Source organism: Lysinibacillus sp. ACHW1.5, from assembly GCF_022014815.1.
GTDB lineage: Bacteria > Bacillota > Bacilli > Bacillales_A > Planococcaceae > Lysinibacillus > Lysinibacillus capsici.
In genome coordinates, this window is the sequence record NZ_CP091777.1 from 443,670 (window position 1) to 465,018 (window position 21,349).

17 protein-coding genes are annotated in these 21,349 nt (G+C 38.9%); 16 read left to right on the top strand and 1 reads right to left on the bottom strand.

Translation table 11 applies throughout. The features are described 5' to 3' along the window. The first annotated feature begins 39 nt into the window (after positions 1–39). From L6W14_RS02090 to L6W14_RS02100, 3 genes are all read left to right on the top strand, one after another. Positions 40–3,822 (top strand): DEAD/DEAH box helicase, encoded by a 3,783-nt coding sequence (locus L6W14_RS02090; protein ID WP_131520714.1) that lies wholly within the window; start codon positions 40–42, stop codon positions 3,820–3,822. A 1-nt stretch (position 3,823) separates the two neighbouring features. Next, positions 3,824–4,576: a hypothetical protein gene (locus L6W14_RS02095; RefSeq protein ID WP_131520715.1), complete on the top strand. Its 753-nt coding sequence runs from the start codon at positions 3,824–3,826 to the stop codon at positions 4,574–4,576. Positions 4,577–4,730: 154 nt separating this feature from the next. Further along, on the top strand, positions 4,731–5,801 hold the full coding sequence (locus L6W14_RS02100; protein ID WP_131520716.1) for a glycosyltransferase family 2 protein: 1,071 nt from the start codon (positions 4,731–4,733) through the stop codon (positions 5,799–5,801). 236 nt (positions 5,802–6,037) lie between these two features. Here L6W14_RS02100 and L6W14_RS02105 read toward each other — a convergent pair whose 3' ends face one another. Further along, positions 6,038–8,227 carry a DNA topoisomerase III gene (locus L6W14_RS02105; RefSeq protein WP_237899198.1) on the bottom strand — a complete coding sequence of 730 codons (2,190 nt, stop codon included), beginning with the start codon at positions 8,225–8,227 and terminating at the stop codon, positions 6,038–6,040. A 375-nt stretch (positions 8,228–8,602) separates the two neighbouring features. Here L6W14_RS02105 and L6W14_RS02110 point away from each other — a divergent pair, with 375 nt between their 5' ends. The 13 genes from L6W14_RS02110 (at position 8,603) to L6W14_RS02170 (ending at position 21,321) form a co-directional block, all read left to right on the top strand. Then, positions 8,603–9,220 carry a TetR/AcrR family transcriptional regulator gene (locus L6W14_RS02110; RefSeq protein WP_131520718.1) on the top strand — a complete coding sequence of 206 codons (618 nt, stop codon included), beginning with the start codon at positions 8,603–8,605 and terminating at the stop codon, positions 9,218–9,220. 118 nt (positions 9,221–9,338) lie between these two features. Further along, positions 9,339–10,481, top strand: coding sequence for an acyl-CoA dehydrogenase (locus tag L6W14_RS02115; protein ID WP_036078132.1), 1,143 nt, complete (start codon positions 9,339–9,341; stop codon positions 10,479–10,481). A gap of 43 nt (positions 10,482–10,524) precedes the next feature. Further along, positions 10,525–12,159 carry an AMP-binding protein gene (locus tag L6W14_RS02120; RefSeq protein WP_237899199.1) on the top strand — a complete coding sequence of 545 codons (1,635 nt, stop codon included), beginning with the start codon at positions 10,525–10,527 and terminating at the stop codon, positions 12,157–12,159. 15 nt (positions 12,160–12,174) lie between these two features. Beyond that, positions 12,175–13,533 carry an acetyl-CoA carboxylase biotin carboxylase subunit gene (locus L6W14_RS02125; RefSeq protein ID WP_237899201.1) on the top strand — a complete coding sequence of 453 codons (1,359 nt, stop codon included), beginning with the start codon at positions 12,175–12,177 and terminating at the stop codon, positions 13,531–13,533. 68 nt (positions 13,534–13,601) lie between these two features. After that, positions 13,602–13,814: an acetyl-CoA carboxylase biotin carboxyl carrier protein subunit gene (locus L6W14_RS02130; protein WP_004225532.1), complete on the top strand. Its 213-nt coding sequence runs from the start codon at positions 13,602–13,604 to the stop codon at positions 13,812–13,814. A gap of 14 nt (positions 13,815–13,828) precedes the next feature. Continuing rightward, positions 13,829–14,746, top strand: a complete 918-nt coding sequence (locus tag L6W14_RS02135) for a hydroxymethylglutaryl-CoA lyase (protein WP_237899202.1) — start codon at positions 13,829–13,831, stop codon at positions 14,744–14,746. Beyond that, positions 14,743–15,525 carry an enoyl-CoA hydratase gene (locus L6W14_RS02140; RefSeq protein WP_054549095.1) on the top strand — a complete coding sequence of 261 codons (783 nt, stop codon included), beginning with the start codon at positions 14,743–14,745 and terminating at the stop codon, positions 15,523–15,525. Before L6W14_RS02135 ends, L6W14_RS02140 begins: the two co-directional genes overlap by 4 nt. 53 nt (positions 15,526–15,578) lie before the next feature. Beyond that, positions 15,579–17,117 carry an acyl-CoA carboxylase subunit beta gene (locus L6W14_RS02145; protein ID WP_237899203.1) on the top strand — a complete coding sequence of 513 codons (1,539 nt, stop codon included), beginning with the start codon at positions 15,579–15,581 and terminating at the stop codon, positions 17,115–17,117. 45 nt (positions 17,118–17,162) lie between these two features. Further along, positions 17,163–17,816, top strand: a complete 654-nt coding sequence (locus L6W14_RS02150) for a VanZ family protein (protein WP_131520724.1) — start codon at positions 17,163–17,165, stop codon at positions 17,814–17,816. A 326-nt stretch (positions 17,817–18,142) separates the two neighbouring features. Further along, positions 18,143–18,868: a hypothetical protein gene (locus L6W14_RS02155; protein ID WP_237899204.1), complete on the top strand. Its 726-nt coding sequence runs from the start codon at positions 18,143–18,145 to the stop codon at positions 18,866–18,868. 24 nt (positions 18,869–18,892) lie between these two features. Beyond that, positions 18,893–19,387, top strand: coding sequence for a Cys-tRNA(Pro) deacylase (gene ybaK / locus L6W14_RS02160; RefSeq protein ID WP_131520726.1), 495 nt, complete (start codon positions 18,893–18,895; stop codon positions 19,385–19,387). 120 nt (positions 19,388–19,507) lie between these two features. Next, entirely contained in the window at positions 19,508–20,143 is a 636-nt protein-coding gene (locus tag L6W14_RS02165; RefSeq protein WP_131520727.1) for a YczE/YyaS/YitT family protein, read from the top strand. A 101-nt stretch (positions 20,144–20,244) separates the two neighbouring features. Further along, positions 20,245–21,321 (top strand): nucleotide kinase, encoded by a 1,077-nt coding sequence (locus L6W14_RS02170; protein WP_131520728.1) that lies wholly within the window; start codon positions 20,245–20,247, stop codon positions 21,319–21,321. The last annotated feature ends 28 nt before the right edge of the window (positions 21,322–21,349 follow it).

Consider the following 21,349-nt stretch of genomic DNA (forward strand, 5'->3'; position numbering starts at 1 on the left):
TAAAATAAAACTTTAGTGACACAGGAAGGAGGGCTGCTCATGCAGGACATCGCTTTACTAGAAAAACAACGCTGTAATCTTATTTTGACCAATAAGGCGAAGGAAGCGGTAGAGGAATGCTCAGCAAACGAGCATGCCTTTTTTGCGTTACAAAGATCTTTTACTGTCTATATTGAAAAACGAAAAGCAAAAACAGTTGGTGAAACCTTTTTATCCATCTATTTTAATGCGGAGGACAATGAAAAATTAAGCGATATTCTTACTGAGAAAACGGTTATTATGGATTGTGTGCTAAAGGTGGAAGGATTGCTGGCAACCAATATTCGATTTGTCCATATGCGTGGACCTATTAACACAAATCGTCGCTTAGCAGCCGCATTACAATTTGTGACGAAGCCTAATAATGGAGCAGGTATTCCACTTGAGCTTCACACCAAAATAAGACAGCTACCGATTGCAGAGGAACGTACAGAGTATGTAAAAAAACGTATAGCCAGCTGGGAAGGCTATTTAAAAATACAAGAACGAGATGCAACCATTGATGATATTCATACAGAATTTAAACAAAGCTATTTCAATGAAGACTTTACACGCTTAACCATTGTATGTCCCTACATAAAGAGTAAAGAATGGAAAAAGCTAGAGGGGTTAAGTGTTAGCATTCAAGGAATTCGAGGCGAGATAGGACAGGTTATTAAGGCTAATGCAGGAAAGCAAACGGTAGAAATTGATGTAAAGCCTTTTATACAGGATTTGGCTCGCAAGGACCAGCTGAATCTTCGTTCCAAAAAAGCGAGCTTTAGTAATTTTGCAACATTAAGCCAAATTCGACGACTACGTAATGGTTTTACAAAGCTAGAAAAGGGTGAGGCAGTAAACCCTAATTTAGAAACCATACTGTTTGAGCGGCGTCCTGTAGTTCGGGCATCTAAGCTACGCGAAGATATTGAGTTTCATAATAATTTAAATGAATATCAACGACGAGCCGTTTTAGGTGCACTATCTGTTGAGGATTTGTATGTCATTCAGGGTCCACCTGGTACGGGGAAAACAACTGTCATTTCAGAGATTTGTCAGCAAAATGTTAAAGCAGGCTTAAAAACACTTGTTGCCTCACAGTCTAATTTAGCTGTAGATAATGCATTAGGACGCTTACTGTCCAATCAAGAAATTCGAATTTTACGCTATGGTAGAACGGAAAGTATTGAGGAAGAGGGTAAAAAATTCATTGAGGAAAATGTTGCGCTTCAATGGCGTGAGCAGACACTTGCTGCGATTGAAGAAGCAATTACAATATTTCCAGAACGTCAGCAAGAGCTAGAAGCAAACCTTGTAAAAGCAAAAGATGAGCTAGAGAAATTAGAGCAATGGCTAGAGCAATTAACACAGGAAATTGCTGCAAAAGAGCAGGCAGCTATGGAAGAACCCATTTTACAGCAAGAGATTCAAGCATTAAAAAAAGAATTGAAGGCTGCTAAAACAGAGCAACAAACATGTGAGACTCAAAAAGAGCATTATGAAAAACAGCTCGCACAAATTGAGCCAATTGTACAGCAGCTTGAACAGACCCTTGCTGATTACCCTTCAGTCGAGCAACTACAGGGAACGATTCAGGAAACTACTGAAAAAGTGAATCATCTAGAGGCTGCTGCTCAATATAAAGAACTACAAGAACAAAAGCACCAGTTAACACAGCAATTTGAAGAGATACAGCAGAAATATGAAATCGAAAGTAATCGTCTAGTAATCATGAAGGAAGCGCAAAAATATATATACACCTTAACCTCATTTGAGCTTATCCAGCGTTTTTTACAGCATTATCAAATTCGCCCTTCTCATGTACTTTCGCAACAAATTGATCGCTTGCAGCATTTAGAGGATGCGAAAGATTTAGAGGCATGGTCAACGATTAATGCGCGTTTACAAAAAGCAATTGTGAAGCTTGAGGCTTTGGTTACGCATGAAGGCAAGGAGCGTGCCCTTGCTAAAAGTAGACTACAACCGGTACAATCGTTTTCTTTGCAAAACCTTACTGGTGTATTCGCACAATTAAACACGGCTTTTCAAGATGGTCAAGCACCAGCAAGTGATGTTATTGAAAGTTATTTGCTCGGGCTATATATGCGTCGTGATTTTGTTTGGCAAAAGGGTATAGCACTAAAGCAACAGCAAGAGCATAAAGATCAGGAATACGAAACTTTTCGTAAAAATCTTGGAACTTTAATTCATCAGGAATGTGCAATAACTAGCTTTGATGTGCAAAGTTACCAGCGGCAGCTCCAACCATTTATCCAGCATACTGAGCGGTTACAACAATTAGCAAACGCCTTTCAAATTACTGAAGAACCAGAAGAATCTGTAGACTATTTAAAAATTCTTGCCTCACAAGCTAGAGAGTCTCTTCTACAAGCAAAGCAGCAACTGGAGGCAGTGGAACAGGCTAAAGTACAACTCGTTCCTAAACAAGCCTCTTTACAGACTGTCCAAACAAACTTGCAGGAAGTAGAACAGCAGCTAACGCTTATAGAAGAACAAATAAAAGATATTAATATAGCAGGATTGAAGAAAGAAAAGCAACTAGCTACCTATACAAAGCTTTTACAATCTATGCCAGAACGAACGGCTGAAGAGGTGAAGGAAGCTATTCAAACTGCAAAGCAAGCAATCGAAGCATTCCAACATCAGGAAAAACAGCTACCTCTTCACAAAAAACTACAAGAACAATGGCGTGAAAAATTACAAAACGCAACAGAGTATGATTTAGATGAAATTCGAAAATTGTATGTGCGTCATGCGAACGTTATTGGTACAACATGCGTAGCTTCTGCCAGTAAGGAGTTTATGGAAAATTATCCGACCTTTGATGTGGTTATTATTGATGAAGTTTCAAAGGCAACACCACCAGAATTGCTCTTACCAATGCTAAAGGGGAAGAAAGTAATTTTAGTAGGTGATCATCATCAGCTACCACCATTACTTGGGGATGATACGCTGGAGGAAACATTAAAGGCAATGCTAGAAGAAAATCCAAACTTTGAAGGCGCACAGGAATTAAAAAATCTGTTGCGTGAATCATTATTTGAGCGTTTATTTAATAATTTGCCACCAACACATAAGCAAATGCTAGCATTGCAATACCGCATGCATGAGAAAATCATGCAAAGTATCACACCGTTTTATGCGGAAGAAGAAAATGGCTTGCAATGTGGCTTACCAGATTCAGATGCAGCAAGAGATCATGGCTTAGAAGGGCAGTTTATAAAACGTGATGACCATTTACTGTGGATTGATATTCCAACAGAAAAACCTTATTTAGAGGAGCAAGTAAAAGGGGGAACGAGTCGTTTTAATGAAGGAGAATTGCTCACAATTAGACGTATTTTACTAGATCTCAATGAAGCTGTGAAGGCAGCAAAAGAAGCAGGGCGTATGCCGCAGGATGCTCAAAAAAGCGTTGGTGTCATCAGTTTCTACGGTGAGCAGGTAAAGAAAATTAATCGTCTTCTTCAGCAAGAATTACAGCTACCACATCTGCAATTTAGAACAGGGACTGTTGATAAATTCCAAGGGATGGAAATGGATGTCATTTTAGTGAGCATGGTTCGTAATACACCTAAAGGCGGGGATATTGGCTTTGCCAGAGATTATCGTCGATTAAATGTCGCGCTATCTCGTGCCCGTGAGTTACTACTGCTTGTTGGAAGTGCAGAAATGTTTGCAAAACGTGCAAAACATCAAGAGACAAGAGAGATGTATGCGAATTTGTTAAAAACAGTAAAATCCTACGATGGCTTGCGTAATCATGAAGGATTGGTGATGTAGATTGTCAAAATTACAACAACGACTAATGCGTGAGCTTCAGCAGAATCGTAATATTAAAATTGTCAAAACGGCTGAATGGTGTATTCCCATTCGAACAGTTGATGTGACCTATGAGCCTGTTCGTCGTTCAACAATGGATGTCTTAATGACAATGCTTCTGCTTAGTATCCAAGAGGCGGATTTTAGCAACGCACAGGAATTGAGCGAGTTATTGCTTGTAGACCCGTTATTTATTGAAGACTTGGTTTCTTTAATGATTCGAGTAAACCTTGTGAGGAATGAAGATGATTTCTATAGGCTAACTGAAAAAGGTCAGAGGCAGCTAGAACGAGGTATTTTTGAAGAAGAACTAGAGGAAGAAACCTCCACGCTTTACTTTAGTCCTTGCCATCAATCGTTTCTCACTATTGATACAAGTAATGATGAATATGATGAATTGCCAGAGCTTTATCGTTATATTGACAAAGAGGCAGAACAACAGGAACAATTTGAGGAGTCCATGGTGATTGCAGCTTTACAGGAAGCGGATGAAGAAGAGGAAGGTAGCTCTCAGAAAGTCATCGCAAAAATTGTTCAAACAGAGGCGCAACAAATTAATGATAGCCCATGTTTAGAGTTTGTTCTTTATGATAAGGAACAGGATATCGTATTTGTACGAGTATGGAATACATTACTCAATCAATGGGATCATCATTTAGAGCAACAGCTTACAGAAGAAGAACAATTAACATGGCGTGAGCAATATTTATCTTGATTCAATAGGATTTCAATTGCTAAAAAAACGAACGTAAATCGCGTTCGTTTTTTTGTTTTACATTATAAATTTACAAAGTTAGGTGATAATCGAAAAATTTTTTCGATAAAATACTGCATTAGCATAAATTAAACCATTGCTAAGGAGGGGACAGATGTTAACGATTAGTTTATGTATGATTGTTAGAAATGCACAATGTACGATTGAAAGATGCTTAGATTCTGTTCAGCACCTCGTGGATGAGATTAATATTATTGATACTGGCTCAACTGATCGTACAAAAGAGATTGTACAAAATTTTACCTCTCGAATTTATGACTTTTCCTGGTGTAATCATTTTGCCAAAGCACGAAATTTTTCCTTTCAGCAGGCAACAAAAGACTATATTTTATGGCTTGATGCAGATGATGTTATGACAAAGGAAAATCAGCACAAATTCAGCCAGCTAAAGCAAACGTTATTTCCTTCTATTGATGCTGTAACAATGGATTATTATTTGACGCTTGATTGTGATGGGGAAGTGGAGTGTAGTGAACGAAAGTTTCGTTTAGTAAAAAGGGCGAATCATTTTCAATGGGAGGGTGCTGTTCATGAGAATTTAAGGGTGTCAGGGCAGCTCTATCATAGTGATATCGCTGTCACACATTTACCGTTAACGAAAGATATTCATCGCAATATAAATATTTATGAGGCATTAGTAAAGAATGGACATTCTCTTTCAGCAATTGAGACATTTCATTATGCGAATGAACTAAAATTACATCACCGTTATCTAGAAGCTATTAATCAATACAATCTATTTTTGGATAGCAACTTAGGCACTACAGATAATCGCATTGAGGCTTGTTTACAAGTAGGGGAATGCTATCGATGTTTACATGATGATCAACAAGCACAGCAAGCTGTTTTGCAATCTTTCCTATATGATCGACCAAAGCCAGAAGCATGTTGCCGAATGGGCCAATTTTTTATGGAGCAATTAAAACATAAAGAGGCTATTTACTGGTACTCTCAAGCCTTGCAACAAGCTCCTGCCGATACAATGACTATCCAAAAGCATGCTTATTCAACATGGATTCCTCATTTACAATTAAGCCTTTTATACAGGGGGTTACGGTTATTTGAAAATGCCTATCAGCATAATCTAGAGGCACAAAAATGGAAACCGAATCATCAGGAAATAATCAATAATGGGAAATATTTACTTAGTCAATTAAAGATATAAATCTTTCTTATGGAAAAGGTACATCAATAAACAAGACATAAATAGCTTGGCCAATTAACACAGAGACACCTACAACAACCGTCATAAAAATTACATTACGTGGCCTAAAATCTTTTGCTTCCATTAAAAACCTCCCTCGATATAGAATATTCAGTCAATTCAAGATATGTTTAGAAGGGATGAGTATGCATAATAAAAGAGCAAATTCACATATAGAGTGAATTTGCTCTTTTTAATTAATCGAACTTTAACCCCTTCAATGCTTCAGCAAGTGCATTGTTCACAGGCTCCTCGTTGTTTTGCTGCTTTAAGTACTTTTGTACGGAGCGCTTGTCGACCTTGCCTCCGCCTTCTTTTTTGCGTCTTGCTTCAAAGGCTGATAATTTTTCGCGATAGCCACATTTACAAACGAAAATTTGACCATCGCCTTCTCCACGAAGCTCTAATTTTTTATGACATTGTGGACAACGTGCATTTGTGGTACGTGAGACATTTTTACGATGACCACATTCGCGATCTTGACAGACAAGCATTTTTCCTTTCTTGCCATTCACTTCAAGCATCGGTTTACCGCAATCAGGACAGGATTTGGTAGAGATATTATCATGCTTATACTTTTTGTCACTACCCTTAATCTCTGTAACAATTTCCTTTGTGTAATTTTTCATCTCGCTAATAAATACATCTTTTTTTAGCTTACCCTTTGCAATAAGCTCAAGCTTTTGCTCCCATTCTGCTGTCAGGGCAGGGGATTTCAATTCCTCTGGCACTAGGTCGAGTAGTTGACGACCTTTAGAGGTAATGTAAATATCTTTGCCACCACGCTTTTCTATTAAGAAGGAATTGAAAAGCTTTTCAATAATATCTGCACGTGTTGCGACTGTGCCAAGACCACCCGTAGATTTTAATGTGTCGGCTAATTTTTTATTATTCGTTGCCATGTATTTTGTTGGGTTTTCCATGGCTGATAAAAGTGTAGCTTCGTTAAATCGAGCAGGTGGCTTTGTTTGACCAGAAGTTTGGGCAAGAAGCTTTACTTTTAACATATCGCCCTTCTCAATGCGTGGTAGTATTTGTTCCTTTACGTCATCTGCTGTGTCCTCATCATCAAAGCGATGCTCATAAACTTCCTTCCAGCCAGATGATAAAATCGTTTTTCCACGAGCAATAAAGCTTTCATCGCCAATTTTTGCACGAAGTGTTAGTTGCTCATATTCAAAAGCAGGGAGTAGAACAGCTAGGAAACGCTTTACAACAAGATCATAAATTTTACGTTCCTTATCTGTGAAAGCTGAATAATTTACATAGCCCTCTGTTGGAATAATTGCATGATGATCTGATACTTTACTATCGTCGACAAAGGCCTTTGTTGGCTTGATTGGTTTAGTAAGCAGTTTATTGGCGATGGAGCGATATTCACCAATACCACAGGCCTTTAAGCGTTCTGGTAGTGTGGCAACGATATCCTGTGAAATAAAGCGAGAATCCGTACGTGGATAAGTTAACACTTTATGTTGCTCATAGAGTTTTTGCATGAGATTCAATGTTTCTTTCGCTGAGTAGCCGAAGATTTTATTGGCATCCCGCTGCAATTCAGTTAAATCATAAAGTCCAGGTGCAAATGATTTTTTAGGTTTCTTTTCAATGTCCGCAACAATAGCATTGCTATTTCCTATTTTTTTCACCAGTGTATCGATTTTATCTTTATCAAAGCTACGACTATTACCATTTTGGTCTTGCCATGTGAGCTTTAAGTTGTCAGTTGTTTGCGCTTCAATACCATAATAAGTTTGTGCCTTAAAGTTTTTAATTTCATCTTCACGTGCAGCAATTATTGCTACTGTTGGTGTTTGTACACGTCCGCAATTCAACTGTGCGTTAAAGCGGGTAGTTAGAGCACGAGTAGCATTAAGCCCGATATACCAATCTGCCTCTGAGCGAGCTACAGCAGAGGCATATAGATTATCATATGCATTACCTGGCTTTAGATTGGCAAACCCATCTTTAATTGCCTTATCTGTAACAGAGGAAATCCATAAGCGTTTCAAAGGCTTTTTAATTTTCACTTTATCCAGTATCCAGCGTGCTACTAATTCACCTTCACGTCCAGCATCTGTAGCAATGATAATTTCATTAACATCATTACGTGAAAGCTGACTTTTGACTGCATTAAATTGCTTTCCAGTTTGCTTTATAACCGTTAATTTTAAACGTTCTGGTAGCATGGGTAGATCTTCTAGATTCCATGTTTTATATTTCACATCATAGCTTTCAGGGTCAGCCAGAGTTACAAGATGTCCAAGCGCCCAAGTAACAATATATTTATCTCCCTCAAGGAAACCATTTCCTTTTTTATTACACTTCAGTACACGTGCGATATCACGTGCTACAGAAGGTTTTTCAGCAATTACTACGCTCTTTGCCATTGTTAACACCCTTTCATAGTTCCATGGTTTTAAATATAGCATAGGTTGAGTGGGTTCGCAGTTTTACTGCAATGTAAAATGCATTTAGTAAACAAAGAAAAGAAAGGGAAGAAAATTTGTCATGAAAAGCAAAGAAGCTTCATATGGTGTATATGTGATTTTAGCTTTTTAATTTCTGTTCTATGTAAAATTTTTGCTCGTAATTTTGCGAAAAATCTATTTTGTTGCTAGACACCAAATTTTGAGAATGCTATATTTATGTTGTCATAGTATTTTTATAATTAGGAAAAAATAGAATACTTTATGGGTTTGAATGATTTTTCCTGATTATAAGGAGTGATGAAGTATAGAGCTAGATGAAGGATGATAGGGCCTATGGTAAAGAAAACGTTAAAACAAAGAATTGTAGACGCTTCAGTTGAATTGTTTCAACAAGATGGTTATCACAATGTAACAGTGGATCGTATTGTGGAATACATTGGGGCATCAAAGGGTGGATTTTATCATAATTTTAAATCAAAAGATGAACTGTTGTATGAAATTCATGATGTCTTTATTTCATATGTCATTCAACAATCGCAAGCTGCATATGACAAATTCGATACACCCATCACACGTTTGTGTGCCATGCTGCAAACACTGACACAAGTATTTGATATGTATCAAGCACATATTACGATTTTTTATGAAGAAAGTCGTTCACTCTCAGATGAATATAGTGACATCATCCATAAAAAGCGAGATCACTATCGTGATATTTTACAAAGAGTGATAGCAGAGGGTCAGGAAGCAAAGGTTTTTCGTACCGAATTACCTTGTACAATTGTGACAATGGCAATTGTCGGGATGATTAACTGGACATACAAATGGTTTAAGCAATCAGGACCATTAACGATGGAGCAAATCACAGATGTTTTTACCGATATGGTATTACGGGCAATTGTGACAGAACAAGCCATGGAAGAAGCGAAGCAATTTATAATAAAGGGGTAGCCAGTAGGAAACACTGGTTTTATTATTTGTTTTTACAAACCGACTAGTCGGTATTAACTGTAAGCAATTGTTCTTAAGCTACATTACTATGGCAAATTCGACATTAGGGGGATTAGGGATGAATTTTGAATTAACAAAAGAGCAAGAGATGATTCGAGACATGGTGCGTGATTTTGCTGAGAAGGAGATTAAACCGTATGCTCGTGAGGTTGATGAGACATCAACAATGAGAATAGAGAGCTTTAAGAAGATGGCAGAACTAGGCTTATTGGGTATCCCGTTTCCTGAGGAATATGGTGGATCAGGTGGTGATACGGTGTCCTACGCTTTAGCTGTAGAGGAGATTGGTCGAGCATGTGGGGGCACAGGGTTAAGCTATGCAGCTGCTGTTAGCTTAGGAGCCTCTCCAATTTACAACTTCGGCACAGAGGAACAAAAGCAAGAGTGGCTAGTTCCATTAGCTAAGGGTGAGACATTAGGATCATTCGGTTTAACAGAGCCAAATGCAGGTTCAGATGCAGGGGGCACACGTACTACAGCTGTTATCGATGGTGATGACTACATTATTAACGGAGAGAAATGCTGGATCACCAATGCAGGATATGCTCGACAAATTATTGTAACGGCGGTAACAGGTAAACGTGAAGATGGTAAAAAGATTATTTCTTCTATTATTGTGCCAACAAACACACCAGGCGTAACAATCAACTGTAATTATGACAAAATGGGTGTACGTGGCTCCAATACATGTGAAATTGTGTTAGAAAATGTCCGTGTCCCAAGAACGAATCTATTAGGGGATGAAAAACGTGGCTTTAGCCAGTTTTTAAATACATTGGATGGTGGTCGTATTTCCATCGCTGCTCTTTCTGTTGGAATTGCCCAGGCTGCTTATGAAAAGGCACTAAAATTCGCGAAGGAACGTGAGCAATTTGGTGCACCTATTTCGAAGCTACAGGCGATCCAATTTAAGTTAGCTGATATGGCAATGGAAATAGAGCTTGCTCGTACGTTAGTACATAAAGCAGCATGGTTAAAAGATCAAAAGAAACCATTTGGCAAAGAAGCTGCGATGGCTAAACTATTTGCTTCTGAAATGGGCTTCCGTACATGTAATCAGGCAATCCAAATTCATGGTGGTTCTGGATATATGAAAGAATACGATGTAGAACGTCATTTACGTGATATTAAATTAATGGAAATCGGTGAAGGAACATCTGAAATTCAACGTCTTGTTATTTCTCGTCTAATTGGCTGTTAATCATCATCAGTTAAATTAAATAGCATAAATAAGGGGGATCTTCATGGCAGAACTTGTGTATCAAACAATTGGTCAATTGCTAGATGAACAATCAAAAAAGTACCCGCAGAATGAAGCATTGGTCTATGCTGACAGAAATTTACGCATGACTTATGAGCAGCTAAATCGTCAAGCTCGATACGTAGCAAGAGGTTTAATGGCTCTTGGAATTGAAAAGGGAGACCATATCGCAGTATGGACGACAAATGTTCCAGAGTGGGTACAGCTTCAATTTGGTACAGGGAAGATGGGTGCTCCAATTGTAACGGTAAATACGAATTACCGTGCAAGTGAGTTGGAGTACTTATTGAAGCAATCTGATGCTAAAACGATTTTTTTAATTGAAAATTATCGAGACCATTCTTTTATTAATACACTGCAAGAGTTATGTCCAGAGCTTGAACATTGTGAACCAGGTAATTTGCAATCAAAGCGACTACCTTTATTAAAAAATGTTATTTTAATCGGTGAAACCAAATACCCCGGCGTACTTAATTGGTCAGACGTTTTAACTGCTGCCGAGCAAGTAACAGAAGAACAGCTAGATCGAAGAGAGCAATCTCTCCATTATGATGATGTCATTAATATTCAATATACTTCTGGTACAACAGGCTTTCCTAAGGGAGTAATGCTAACGCACTTTAACTTGGTCAATAATGCTGTCAATATTGCTGAATGTATGCGTTTAACGGCAGAGGATCGTCTATGTATCCCAGTCCCATTCTTCCATTGCTTTGGTTGTGTCATAGGAACATTAGCCATTACAACGAGTGGTGGAACCATGGTACCAGTACAGGAGTTCTCACCTGAAGAGGTACTAAGAACCGTTCAACAAGAGAAATGCACTGCATTACATGGCGTGCCAACGATGTTCATTAGTGAACTGAATTTATCGAATTTTGCATCTTTCGATCTTTCAACTTTACGTACAGGAGTCATGGCAGGATCAAACTGTCCAATTGAAGTTATGAAAGCGGTCATTGAGAAGATGGGCATGAAAGATATAACAATATGCTACGGTCAAACAGAATCATCACCTGTTATTACACAGACAAGAACGGATGACCCGCTAGTGTTAAAGGTGGAGACAGTTGGCCGCGCTTTACCTAACCTAGAAGTAAAGATTGTTGTTCCAGGAACTACCGAGGAAGCTCCGACAAATGAACAGGGAGAGCTATGTACGAGGGGCTATCATGTGATGAAGGGCTATTATAAAAACCAGGAGGAAACAGATCTTGCGATTGACGAGGATGGTTGGTTGCACACAGGTGATTTAGCAACAATGGATGAAGCAGGTTATGTCCGTGTAACAGGTCGTTTAAAGGATATGATTATCCGTGGTGGCGAAAACCTATATCCTCGTGAAATTGAGGAGTTCCTTTATACACATCCGAAAATTTCAGATGTTCAGGTTGCAGGTGTCCCTGACCCTGTTTATGGCGAGGAGGCGGCAGCTTGGATTGTTTTAAAAGAAGGGGAGCAGGCTACAGCGGATGAAATCCGAGATTATTGTCGGGATAAAATTTCTAGACATAAAATTCCGCGACATATTTTCTTTATTGATAACTATCCAATGACTGCATCTGGAAAAGTTCAAAAATATAAATTACGAGAAGATTTCGTTATGACCGTAAAGTAAGGAGGGGCAGTGACTATGTTCAATAAGGTATTAATTGCAAATCGTGGGGAGATTGCTAGACGAGTGATCAGAACATGCAAGCGCCTAAATATTCATACGGTTGCAATCTATTCAGAGGCAGATGCTAAAAGCTTACATGTGAAAGATGCAGATGAGGCTTTCTGTGTTGGGAAGCCACCGGTTGCACAGAGCTATTTAAATATCGACCGCATTCTTGAAATTGCACTAGAAAGTGGTGCAGAGGCTGTTCATCCTGGCTATGGTTTACTATCAGAGAATGCAAATTTTGCAAAACGTTGTACAGAGGCAGGTTTAGTGTTTATCGGGCCAAGTGCTGATGTGATAGCTTCAATGGGCAGTAAATTAGAGGCACGTAAAACAATGAAAGCTGCTGGTGTACCGATTGTAGAGGGTGTAGAAGCGCCTGTGAAGGATGTAGAAGAAGCCACTGACATAGCGGAACGTTTAGGCTATCCGATTATGTTAAAGGCATCAGCAGGTGGTGGCGGTATCGGTATGCAACTAGTTGAAAATGCCAAGGAACTAGCTAAAGCTTTTGAGGGAAATCAAAAGCGTGCACAATCATTCTTTGGTGATGGCACGATGTATATGGAGCGATTCATTGCTAACCCTCACCATGTCGAGGTGCAAATTATTGCTGATCATCAAGGTAATGTCGTTCCATTATTTGAACGAGAATGCTCTATTCAACGAAGAAATCAAAAAGTAGTAGAAGAAGCACCATCACCGTTTATCTCACAAGAGACAAGAGAAAAAATGCTAGAAGCGTCAGTTAAGGCGGCGAAGCATATTGGTTATGTCAATGCTGGAACAATCGAATACTTGGTTGATGAAGATCAAAACTTTTATTTTTTAGAAATGAATACAAGACTACAGGTAGAGCATCCCGTTACGGAGGAAATTACGAAGCTTGATTTAGTAGAGGAGCAATTAAAAATTGCTGCAAAACAACCTCTTACGTTCACTAGAGAAAGTATGACTAAAGAAGGGCACGCGATTGAAGTGCGCATATACGCTGAAAATCCTTCGACGTTTTTCCCGTCTCCAGGTACCATTACGACTCTTGAATTACCGACAGGTGAAGGAATTCGACATGAGTGTGGTGTAGAGTCTGGTTCAGTGGTAACACCATTCTATGATCCAATGATTAGTAAATTGGTGGTGTGGGGGGAAACAAGAGAAATTGCCTGTGAAAGATTAGCACAAGCGCTAAAGACGTATAAAGTGGAGGGGATTCAAACGAATATCCCGATGCTGTTAAAAACCGTCACACATGAACAATTTTTAAAAGGCTATACGACAACAAAATTTGTAGAGCAATATTATTTACCGCAATTAGCAGAAACAAAATAACAATTATCATGTATTCGTGCTTCCATAGAGGGACGAATACATGATTAAAAAATTAGGAGTGAATGATTATGGCAACAGTAAAAGCAAGCATGGCAGGAACAGTATGGAAAATCGTCGTAACAGAGGGCGAGAAAGTGACAGCAGGTCAAGATGTAGCCATTTTAGAATCGATGAAAATGGAAATTCCAATTGCAGCAGAAGAGGATGGCGTAGTGACGAAAATCATTGCCAATGAGGGAGACTTTATTAACGTTGATGATGATATTTTAGAAATTGAATAAGAGGAGGCTTGTTTATGCAGCTACCTAAGCAAGTCGCAATCAAAGAAGTTGGTCCCCGTGATGGCTTACAAAATGAAAAAACGCATATTTCAACAGCTGATAAAGTGCAATTAGTAAATTTATTAGGTCAAACAGGATTAAATTATATTGAAGTGACATCTTTTGTGCATCCCAAATGGATTCCTCAATTGGCAGATGCAGTTGAGGTTCTGCAAGCCATTAAAAGACATAAGGATATTACCTATGCGGCACTTGTACCCAATATGCGGGGCTTAGAACGTGCATTGCAGGCTGAAGTAGATGAAGTAAGTATTTTTATGTCTGCTAGTGAAAGCCATAACCAAAGTAATATTAATAAAACCATAGAAGATACATTTCCCATATTAGAGGAAGTTGTAGTAGGAGCTCAGGCTGTAAAGAAACAGGTTCGAGGTTATATCTCAACGGTTATTGGTTGTCCTTATGAGGGATATATACACCCTGACAAGGTATTACGAGTAACGGAAAAATTATTGGAGATGGGTGTGACGGAAATATCGCTTGGTGACACAATTGGTGTTGGTGTACCGACACAGGTTGAGTTTCTTTTAGAGGAATTGCTAAAAAGGTATCCTGCTAAAAAATTTGCCATGCATTTTCATGATACACGTGGGACAGCATTAGCCAATATTATGAAATCCTTAGAGATGGGTATTACCAAGTTTGATAGTGCGCTTGGTGGGCTAGGGGGCTGCCCATATGCAAAGGGTGCCTCAGGTAATGTAGCCACAGAAGATTTATTGTATTTATTCGATGAGATGGGCATTGAAACAGGCGTAGATCGACAAAAGGTGCTAGAGGCAGCACTCTTTATTGAAGAGAAGTTAGGCAAAGCGGTTGCATCAAAGCAAATGGCTATTGTCCGCAATGAAAGGAGTGCAAATCAAGGATGACACAACTCGTTCGATTTGAATTACTAGAGGGTAGTATTGGACTTATTACTCTTTCAAGACCAGAAGCTGCTAACGCTATGTCGGTTCAATTACTGCATGAGCTGTCTGACACACTTGATCAAATCAATGGAGATCCAGCAGTGCGTGTAGTCCTTCTAACAGGTGCAGGAGAAAAGGCATTTTGTGCAGGTGCTGATTTAAAGGAACGTAAAGGAATGTCTGATCGACAAGTGAAGCAGATCGTGCAGCTGATTGGTGCCACTGTGGCAAAAGTTGAAACGCTTGCACAGCCTGTCATTGCTGTCCTAAATGGTGTAGCCTTTGGTGGGGGCTTAGAGCTGGCACTAGCTTGTGATTTACGAATTGCGGCTACACATGTAAAGCTTGGCTTAACAGAAACATCGCTCGGAATTATTCCAGGAGCTGGGGGAACACAGCGGCTTCCACGTCTAATTGGTCTTGGTAAAGCAAAGGAATTAATTTATACAGCACGTAGGCTGAATGCCGAAGAAGCTGAAAATTATGGCATTATTGAGTATGTTTATGAAGGACATGAGGTATTAGATAAGGCACAACAGCTTGCACTGGAAATGGCAAAAAATGCACCACTCTCTTTAGTGCAAGCCAAAGTTGCGATCAATCAAGGTGTTGAGGTAGATTTAGCTACCGGGTTAAAAATTGAATCACTTGCATATAGTGCATTGATCCCAACAGAAGACCGGTTAGAGGGCTTACTTGCCTTCCAAGAGAAGCGAGCGCCACAATATTCAGGGAAATAAAACGCAAAGAAATAACTTTGGTGTAATCGATTGGGCAAAGGGAGGAAATAAACATGAGCAATATCTCGACAGAAAATACACCACCTACAATGAAAGATAAAATTTTAGCAGGTGGATTACCAAAATATCATGACAAAAATGCACAGCAAGGCAAGCTATTTGTACGTGAGCGTCTTGAACTATTACTCGATGATGGTCTTCAATCAGAGGATGGGCTCTATGCGAACTGTTTAGCAGGGGATTTACCAGCAGATGGCGTCATCACTGGTATTGGCAAAATCCATGGTCGTACGGTTTGTGTGCTAGCTAACGATTCAACGATTAAAGCTGGTTCTTGGGGAAAACGTACAGTTGAAAAAATGATTCGCATTCAAGAAACCGCTGAAAAGTTGAATTGTCCATTACTTTATTTAGTGGATTCAGCGGGTGCGCGTATTACAGATCAGCTTGAAATGTTCCCAGGACGCCGAGGCGCAGGACGCATTTTCTACAATCAAGTCAAACTGTCAGGAAAAGTTCCGCAAATTTGTTTATTATTTGGTCCTTCCGCAGCGGGTGGTGCCTATATTCCTGCATTTTGCGATATCGTGGTGATGGTAGAAGGGAATGCTTCTATGTATTTAGGTTCTCCTCGTATGGCTGAAATGGTTATCGGTGAGAAAGTAGATTTAGAAACAATGGGTGGCGCAAAAATGCACTGTTCCGTTTCGGGTTGTGGAGATGTGCTTGTTAAATCCGAACAGGAGGCTATTACTTATGCGCGCAAATATTTAGGATACTTCCCGAATAATTATGCAGAGCGTAGCGAGGTAGAGGCTCCTAAACCACCAGCTTCATTTGATAAATCTATTGAAGAATTAATTCCTCAAAATCAAAATGTACCATTTGATATGTATAAGCTAATTGATCGTATTATTGATGAAGATTCGTTTTGTGAGGTGAAGAAATTATTTGCACCAGAATTAATTACAGGCCTTGCACGAATTAATGGACAATCCGTTGGGATTATCGCTAACCAACCACGCGTTAAGGGAGGCGTGCTATTCCATGATTCTGCTGATAAAGCGGCGAAATTTATTTCACTTTGTGATGCATTCAATATCCCACTGTTATTCCTAGCAGACGTTCCAGGCTTTATGATTGGTACTCAGGTAGAAAAAGCAGGAATCATCCGTCATGGTGCTAAAATGATTTTTGCCATGAGTGAGGCCACTGTTCCTAAGCTAACGGTCATTGTGCGTAAAGCGTATGGTGCAGGATTATATGCAATGGCTGGCCCTGCGTTTGAACCAGACTGCTGTATTGCTTTATCAAATGCACAAATTGCCGTAATGGGACCAGAGGCTGCTGTCAATGCCGTCTATGCCAATAAAATTGCAGAACTTCCAAAGGAAGAGCAAGCAAGCTTCATTGCTGAGAAACGTAAAGAATATCAAGAGGAAATTGATGTGTATCGCTTAGCTTCAGAGCTTATCATTGATGATGTGATTGAGCCTAATGAGCTGCGTAAGGTACTAGAAAATCGCTTAGAACTTTATATGTCAAAATACTTATTATTCTCACAACGTAAGCATGGGGTAAATCCAGTTTAAACATACTTATTAGAAGGCTGTCTCTGCTGGTAGGAGACAGCCTTTTTGGATGATAATTTTTTCAGCTACTTGCAAGCTATAGTTGAGCATATTAAAATATGGGAAGGAATAAAAGGGAAGTGGGTGTTAAGCTTGTCTAAAAACAACATAGCGGATGTTCAAAATAATGCCAAGCTCCCATTACCATATCGGGATGTCATTGATACATATTATTTACCGCTAAAGGTTGCAGGTTGGATTTTATTTAGTATCTATTCATTTATGGCTTTTTATAAATTGGTTATTGATCGCTTAGTAGATGTAGTCGTCATTTTATTTAAGGGAGATTACTCTATAGGTGACTTAGGATTGTTTGATTATAGTAGCTGGCGATTAACTACTAATTTTATTCCCTTCGAAACGATTCTCCGTTATATAAACTACTCTCAATATTTTAATTGGGAAATTATAATCGTTAACTTACTTGGCAACTTATTAATTTTTACTCCAATGGGCTTTTTACTGCCATTACTATCGAAGAAATTCCGAAAAGCGTGGGTTATTATTTGTTTAGGCTTTATTTCTAGTCTTGCTGTCGAAACCGTACAATTTATTTTTACCGTTGGTTCTGCGGATATTGATGATTTAATTTTAAATACGATTGGTGCATGGCTTGGTTACTTAGCCTATAAAGGTATATTGATTAGACCCAAAAAATGAGAAAAGCAGTCCAGTATGAAGGGGCTGTTTTTTTATGTTGATTAACACCATTTATTTAGTGTATATAGTAATAAATTTATTGAAAAGGGCATGTAGCTAATAAATGAATATGAAAATATTAGATAGATAAGGTTCTTTATACCTATTTTCGGAAATGATTAGTATCTCTTTAGGAGGTTAGTAGTAATTAGTGCTTGAATTTAATAGTGAAAATTCCGATAATGAGTGTACAGAAACTATTTAAATGGTATAGATAGAGTGTGAGAAAGAATGTTCATATCTATTAACTTATTCGCATATGAAGATAGAAGGGTGAGGTGAAAACTATGAAAATATCAAATTTAATGGAACAAGAAAGAATTTCATCCCAGCATAATCGTAAAAAAATACTTCAGCGTAAAGAGGCAGGAGATGCCTATAGAAAAAATGCGATGTATTTTCAGCCAAAGAAAAATCCATTATTGATTGAACTTGAAAATTTATTATTAGGGCGTACTGACCAAGATTTGTATGACCAGCAGCAAGAAGAGTCAAAAGAAGTAACTCCTCAGCAGAAAGCCATAATGGAAGGTTTACAGCAAACAGAAAAGAATGTAAGGGCCCATGAGCAAAGCTATAAAGTAGGAATGAATGATAACGCTGATCTCTCGCATATATCCGATTCAGAACTAGGTAACACAATGCACATTTTAGAGCAGGTACGTAATGCAGCATTGTCATCAGCAGAGCCTTCTACTCAAGATTTACGTGTGGCGCAAAGCATTGATGCTCAAATACAGCATATGTTAAATAATTCAAATTTTGATGAGGTTGCCACAAATGAAAGTGAACCATCTTTTGTGCGTGACATCATTGAAGTGAAGGTTCCTGAACGTTACTCGAAGGAATTGAAATTGGACCCATTTGCAGATACAATTTTCGGTAAGAACTATGAGACTGCATTCAAGTTAAGAGCATTTAAACAGGTATCAGAAAGATATGCGGCTCACGTTCAAATGGCGAAAAATGGCTATCGTCCAGACAAAGATTCTATGTTCTCTTTGATAGCCTGATGCTGTAGATAGGAGATTGTTGACATGGCAAAGGCAAAGCATGCGAAAACGAATGCGATTCGTTTATTAGAACAACAAAAAATTCATTTTGATGTGATGGAATATGAAACAGGGGACGGTCAAGTAGATGGTGTTTCTGTAGCTGAGAAGATAGGACAGCCTGTTGCTCGGGTATTTAAAACATTAGTAGCAAAAGCAAGTGCCCAAAAGTTATTTGTATTTGTTATTCCAGTAGCTGATGAGCTTGACTTAAAAGCAGCCGCGAAGGTAGTTGGGGAAAAGAAAATTGAAATGTTAGCGGTAAAAGATCTACTTAGCCATACTGGTTATGTTCGTGGTGGATGTTCACCAGTAGGGATGAAGAAGTTATATCCAACGGTCATCGATGCATCTGCTCAAGAACAAGGTAGTATAATCGTTAGTGCAGGGAAAATTGGTATGCAAATTCATGTACAATTAGAAGATCTGAAGAATATAACAAAGGCACAACTTGCCTCAATTACAACTACCCATGAGTGAGAGAATGGGTAGTTTTTTTACGCGGTAAGATAAACGGTTTAGTTCAAGCACTATAGCTTAATTTTGGTTGAAAGTATGATACAGTAATAGCAATATTATTCATAGAGAGAAGGATAAGGAATGCGTAGAATAATGGGGTGGCGTTGGACCTTTTTTATTGGTGGCTTAGTGGTGATGTCACTTGGCATCACGATGTCGATAAAGGGGAAAATTGTTGGCACAAGCCCATGGGATGTTTTACATGTAGGTCTATTTCAAAATTTTGGGTTAAGTATTGGCACATGGTCTATTGTAACAGGACTCTTTATAGTTGCTTCAACATCCATTGTTTTGCGTCAATGGCCAAAGATAGGTACTTGGCTCAATATGCTGTTAATTGGCTCGTTCATTGATGTATTTAACTGGATGTTGCCCTCAACGGATGTATTTGGCTTACAAATTACATATTTTATTATTGGCTTATTTGTTTTGAGCTTTGGCTGTGGAATGTATATCGCACCGAATATGGGCGCAGGACCGAGGGATACCTTAATGATGATACTTGTCGAAAAGTTTGGTGGATCTATTAAAACAGCAAGAATGGGAATTGAAGTACTTGTAACCATTATTGGCTGGCTTCTAGGAGGACCAGTTGGAGTAGGGACGGTATTGATTGCCTTAACTTCAGGCTATATTGTGCAATATTCATTACCGTATTGTCGTAAAATATTGATGAAATGTATTGGAAATATGGAGGGCATGAAGCCATTCTATTAAACCATGAAGCTACTTAGATCTGTAAAGGATAGAAGTAGCTTCTCATTTTTTTTAGGGTTCTTTCATATAATGCATGGCATAAGCTAAAGGAGGAACGACATTTGAACGGAAATGTAACGTATTATTTTGGACACGCATTGACTGGCCAAGGTGTGAAGCATTTATATAAAGAAATGATGGAAGAGGCGTCTCTCGTTTATTTTTTGCAAGGGCCTGCCACATTTAAAGGTTCAGAACTGTTAAAAGAACTAGGATACTTCTATGTGAAACAGGGCTTTGCTGTCGAGTGGTTTAAGCATGCTTTATTAGAGGAGGTTGTTGAGGCCGTTTATATAAAAGGCTGTAACAGACTTTTTGTATGGGCATCTGAGTGGAATATCGAGCCAACTTTACTCGGTACAAAGCATCGTGTCATGTCTTTCTATGAATGCTTAGAAGACATACAGCTTAAAAAGGTTGGAGAACAGCTTGCAGAGGCGATGCAAGAGCGTGCAACATGGCGTGAAAAATGCATAGCGAAACTGGATCGAGCAATCAAGCTACATGATGACTGGGAGGTTGTCACACAAAGCTGTATGAACTGGCAGGCATTAAATGAACAGGTGGAAAATTTAAAGTCGGAAGTGTTCCAATCTATTATTCTGAATAAAACAGGTATGCGGACACATCGTTTACTGGGAACGCTAACTCCTAGAGGTGCGGAAAATACAGTGGATAGTATCACCAAAAGTATCACGACTCGCTTCATGATTAAAGGTAAGCCAGGTACAGGCAAATCTTCACTAATGAAAAGCTTAGCCGATGAAGCAAATGCAAGAGGGCTTGATGCACAAATTGTTTGGTGTGGCTTAGATGCGGGATCTGTAGATATGGTCATTATCCCAGAGCTTAATTTCTGTATTTTTGATAGCACAGAGCCTCATATCTTTGATCCAGAGGATGGTAGGTTAGGGGATAAGATATTTGATATTGGTCAACATTGTGCGCTGTCAGAGGAAGCAGAAACGGCGATCGAGGCAGTGCGAGCACAATACAAAGAAGCTATACAGGATGCGATGGGCCATTCCAAACGATATGCAGAAGCTGAATATACCGTTCGTCGTTTATTAGATAATTGTCTATCGGCTTCTTTATGGCGCGAAAAAACAGCGCCACTATTCGAAAGATTAACAAAGTAATGTAGCTAATGGCTTGCATGTGCTAAAC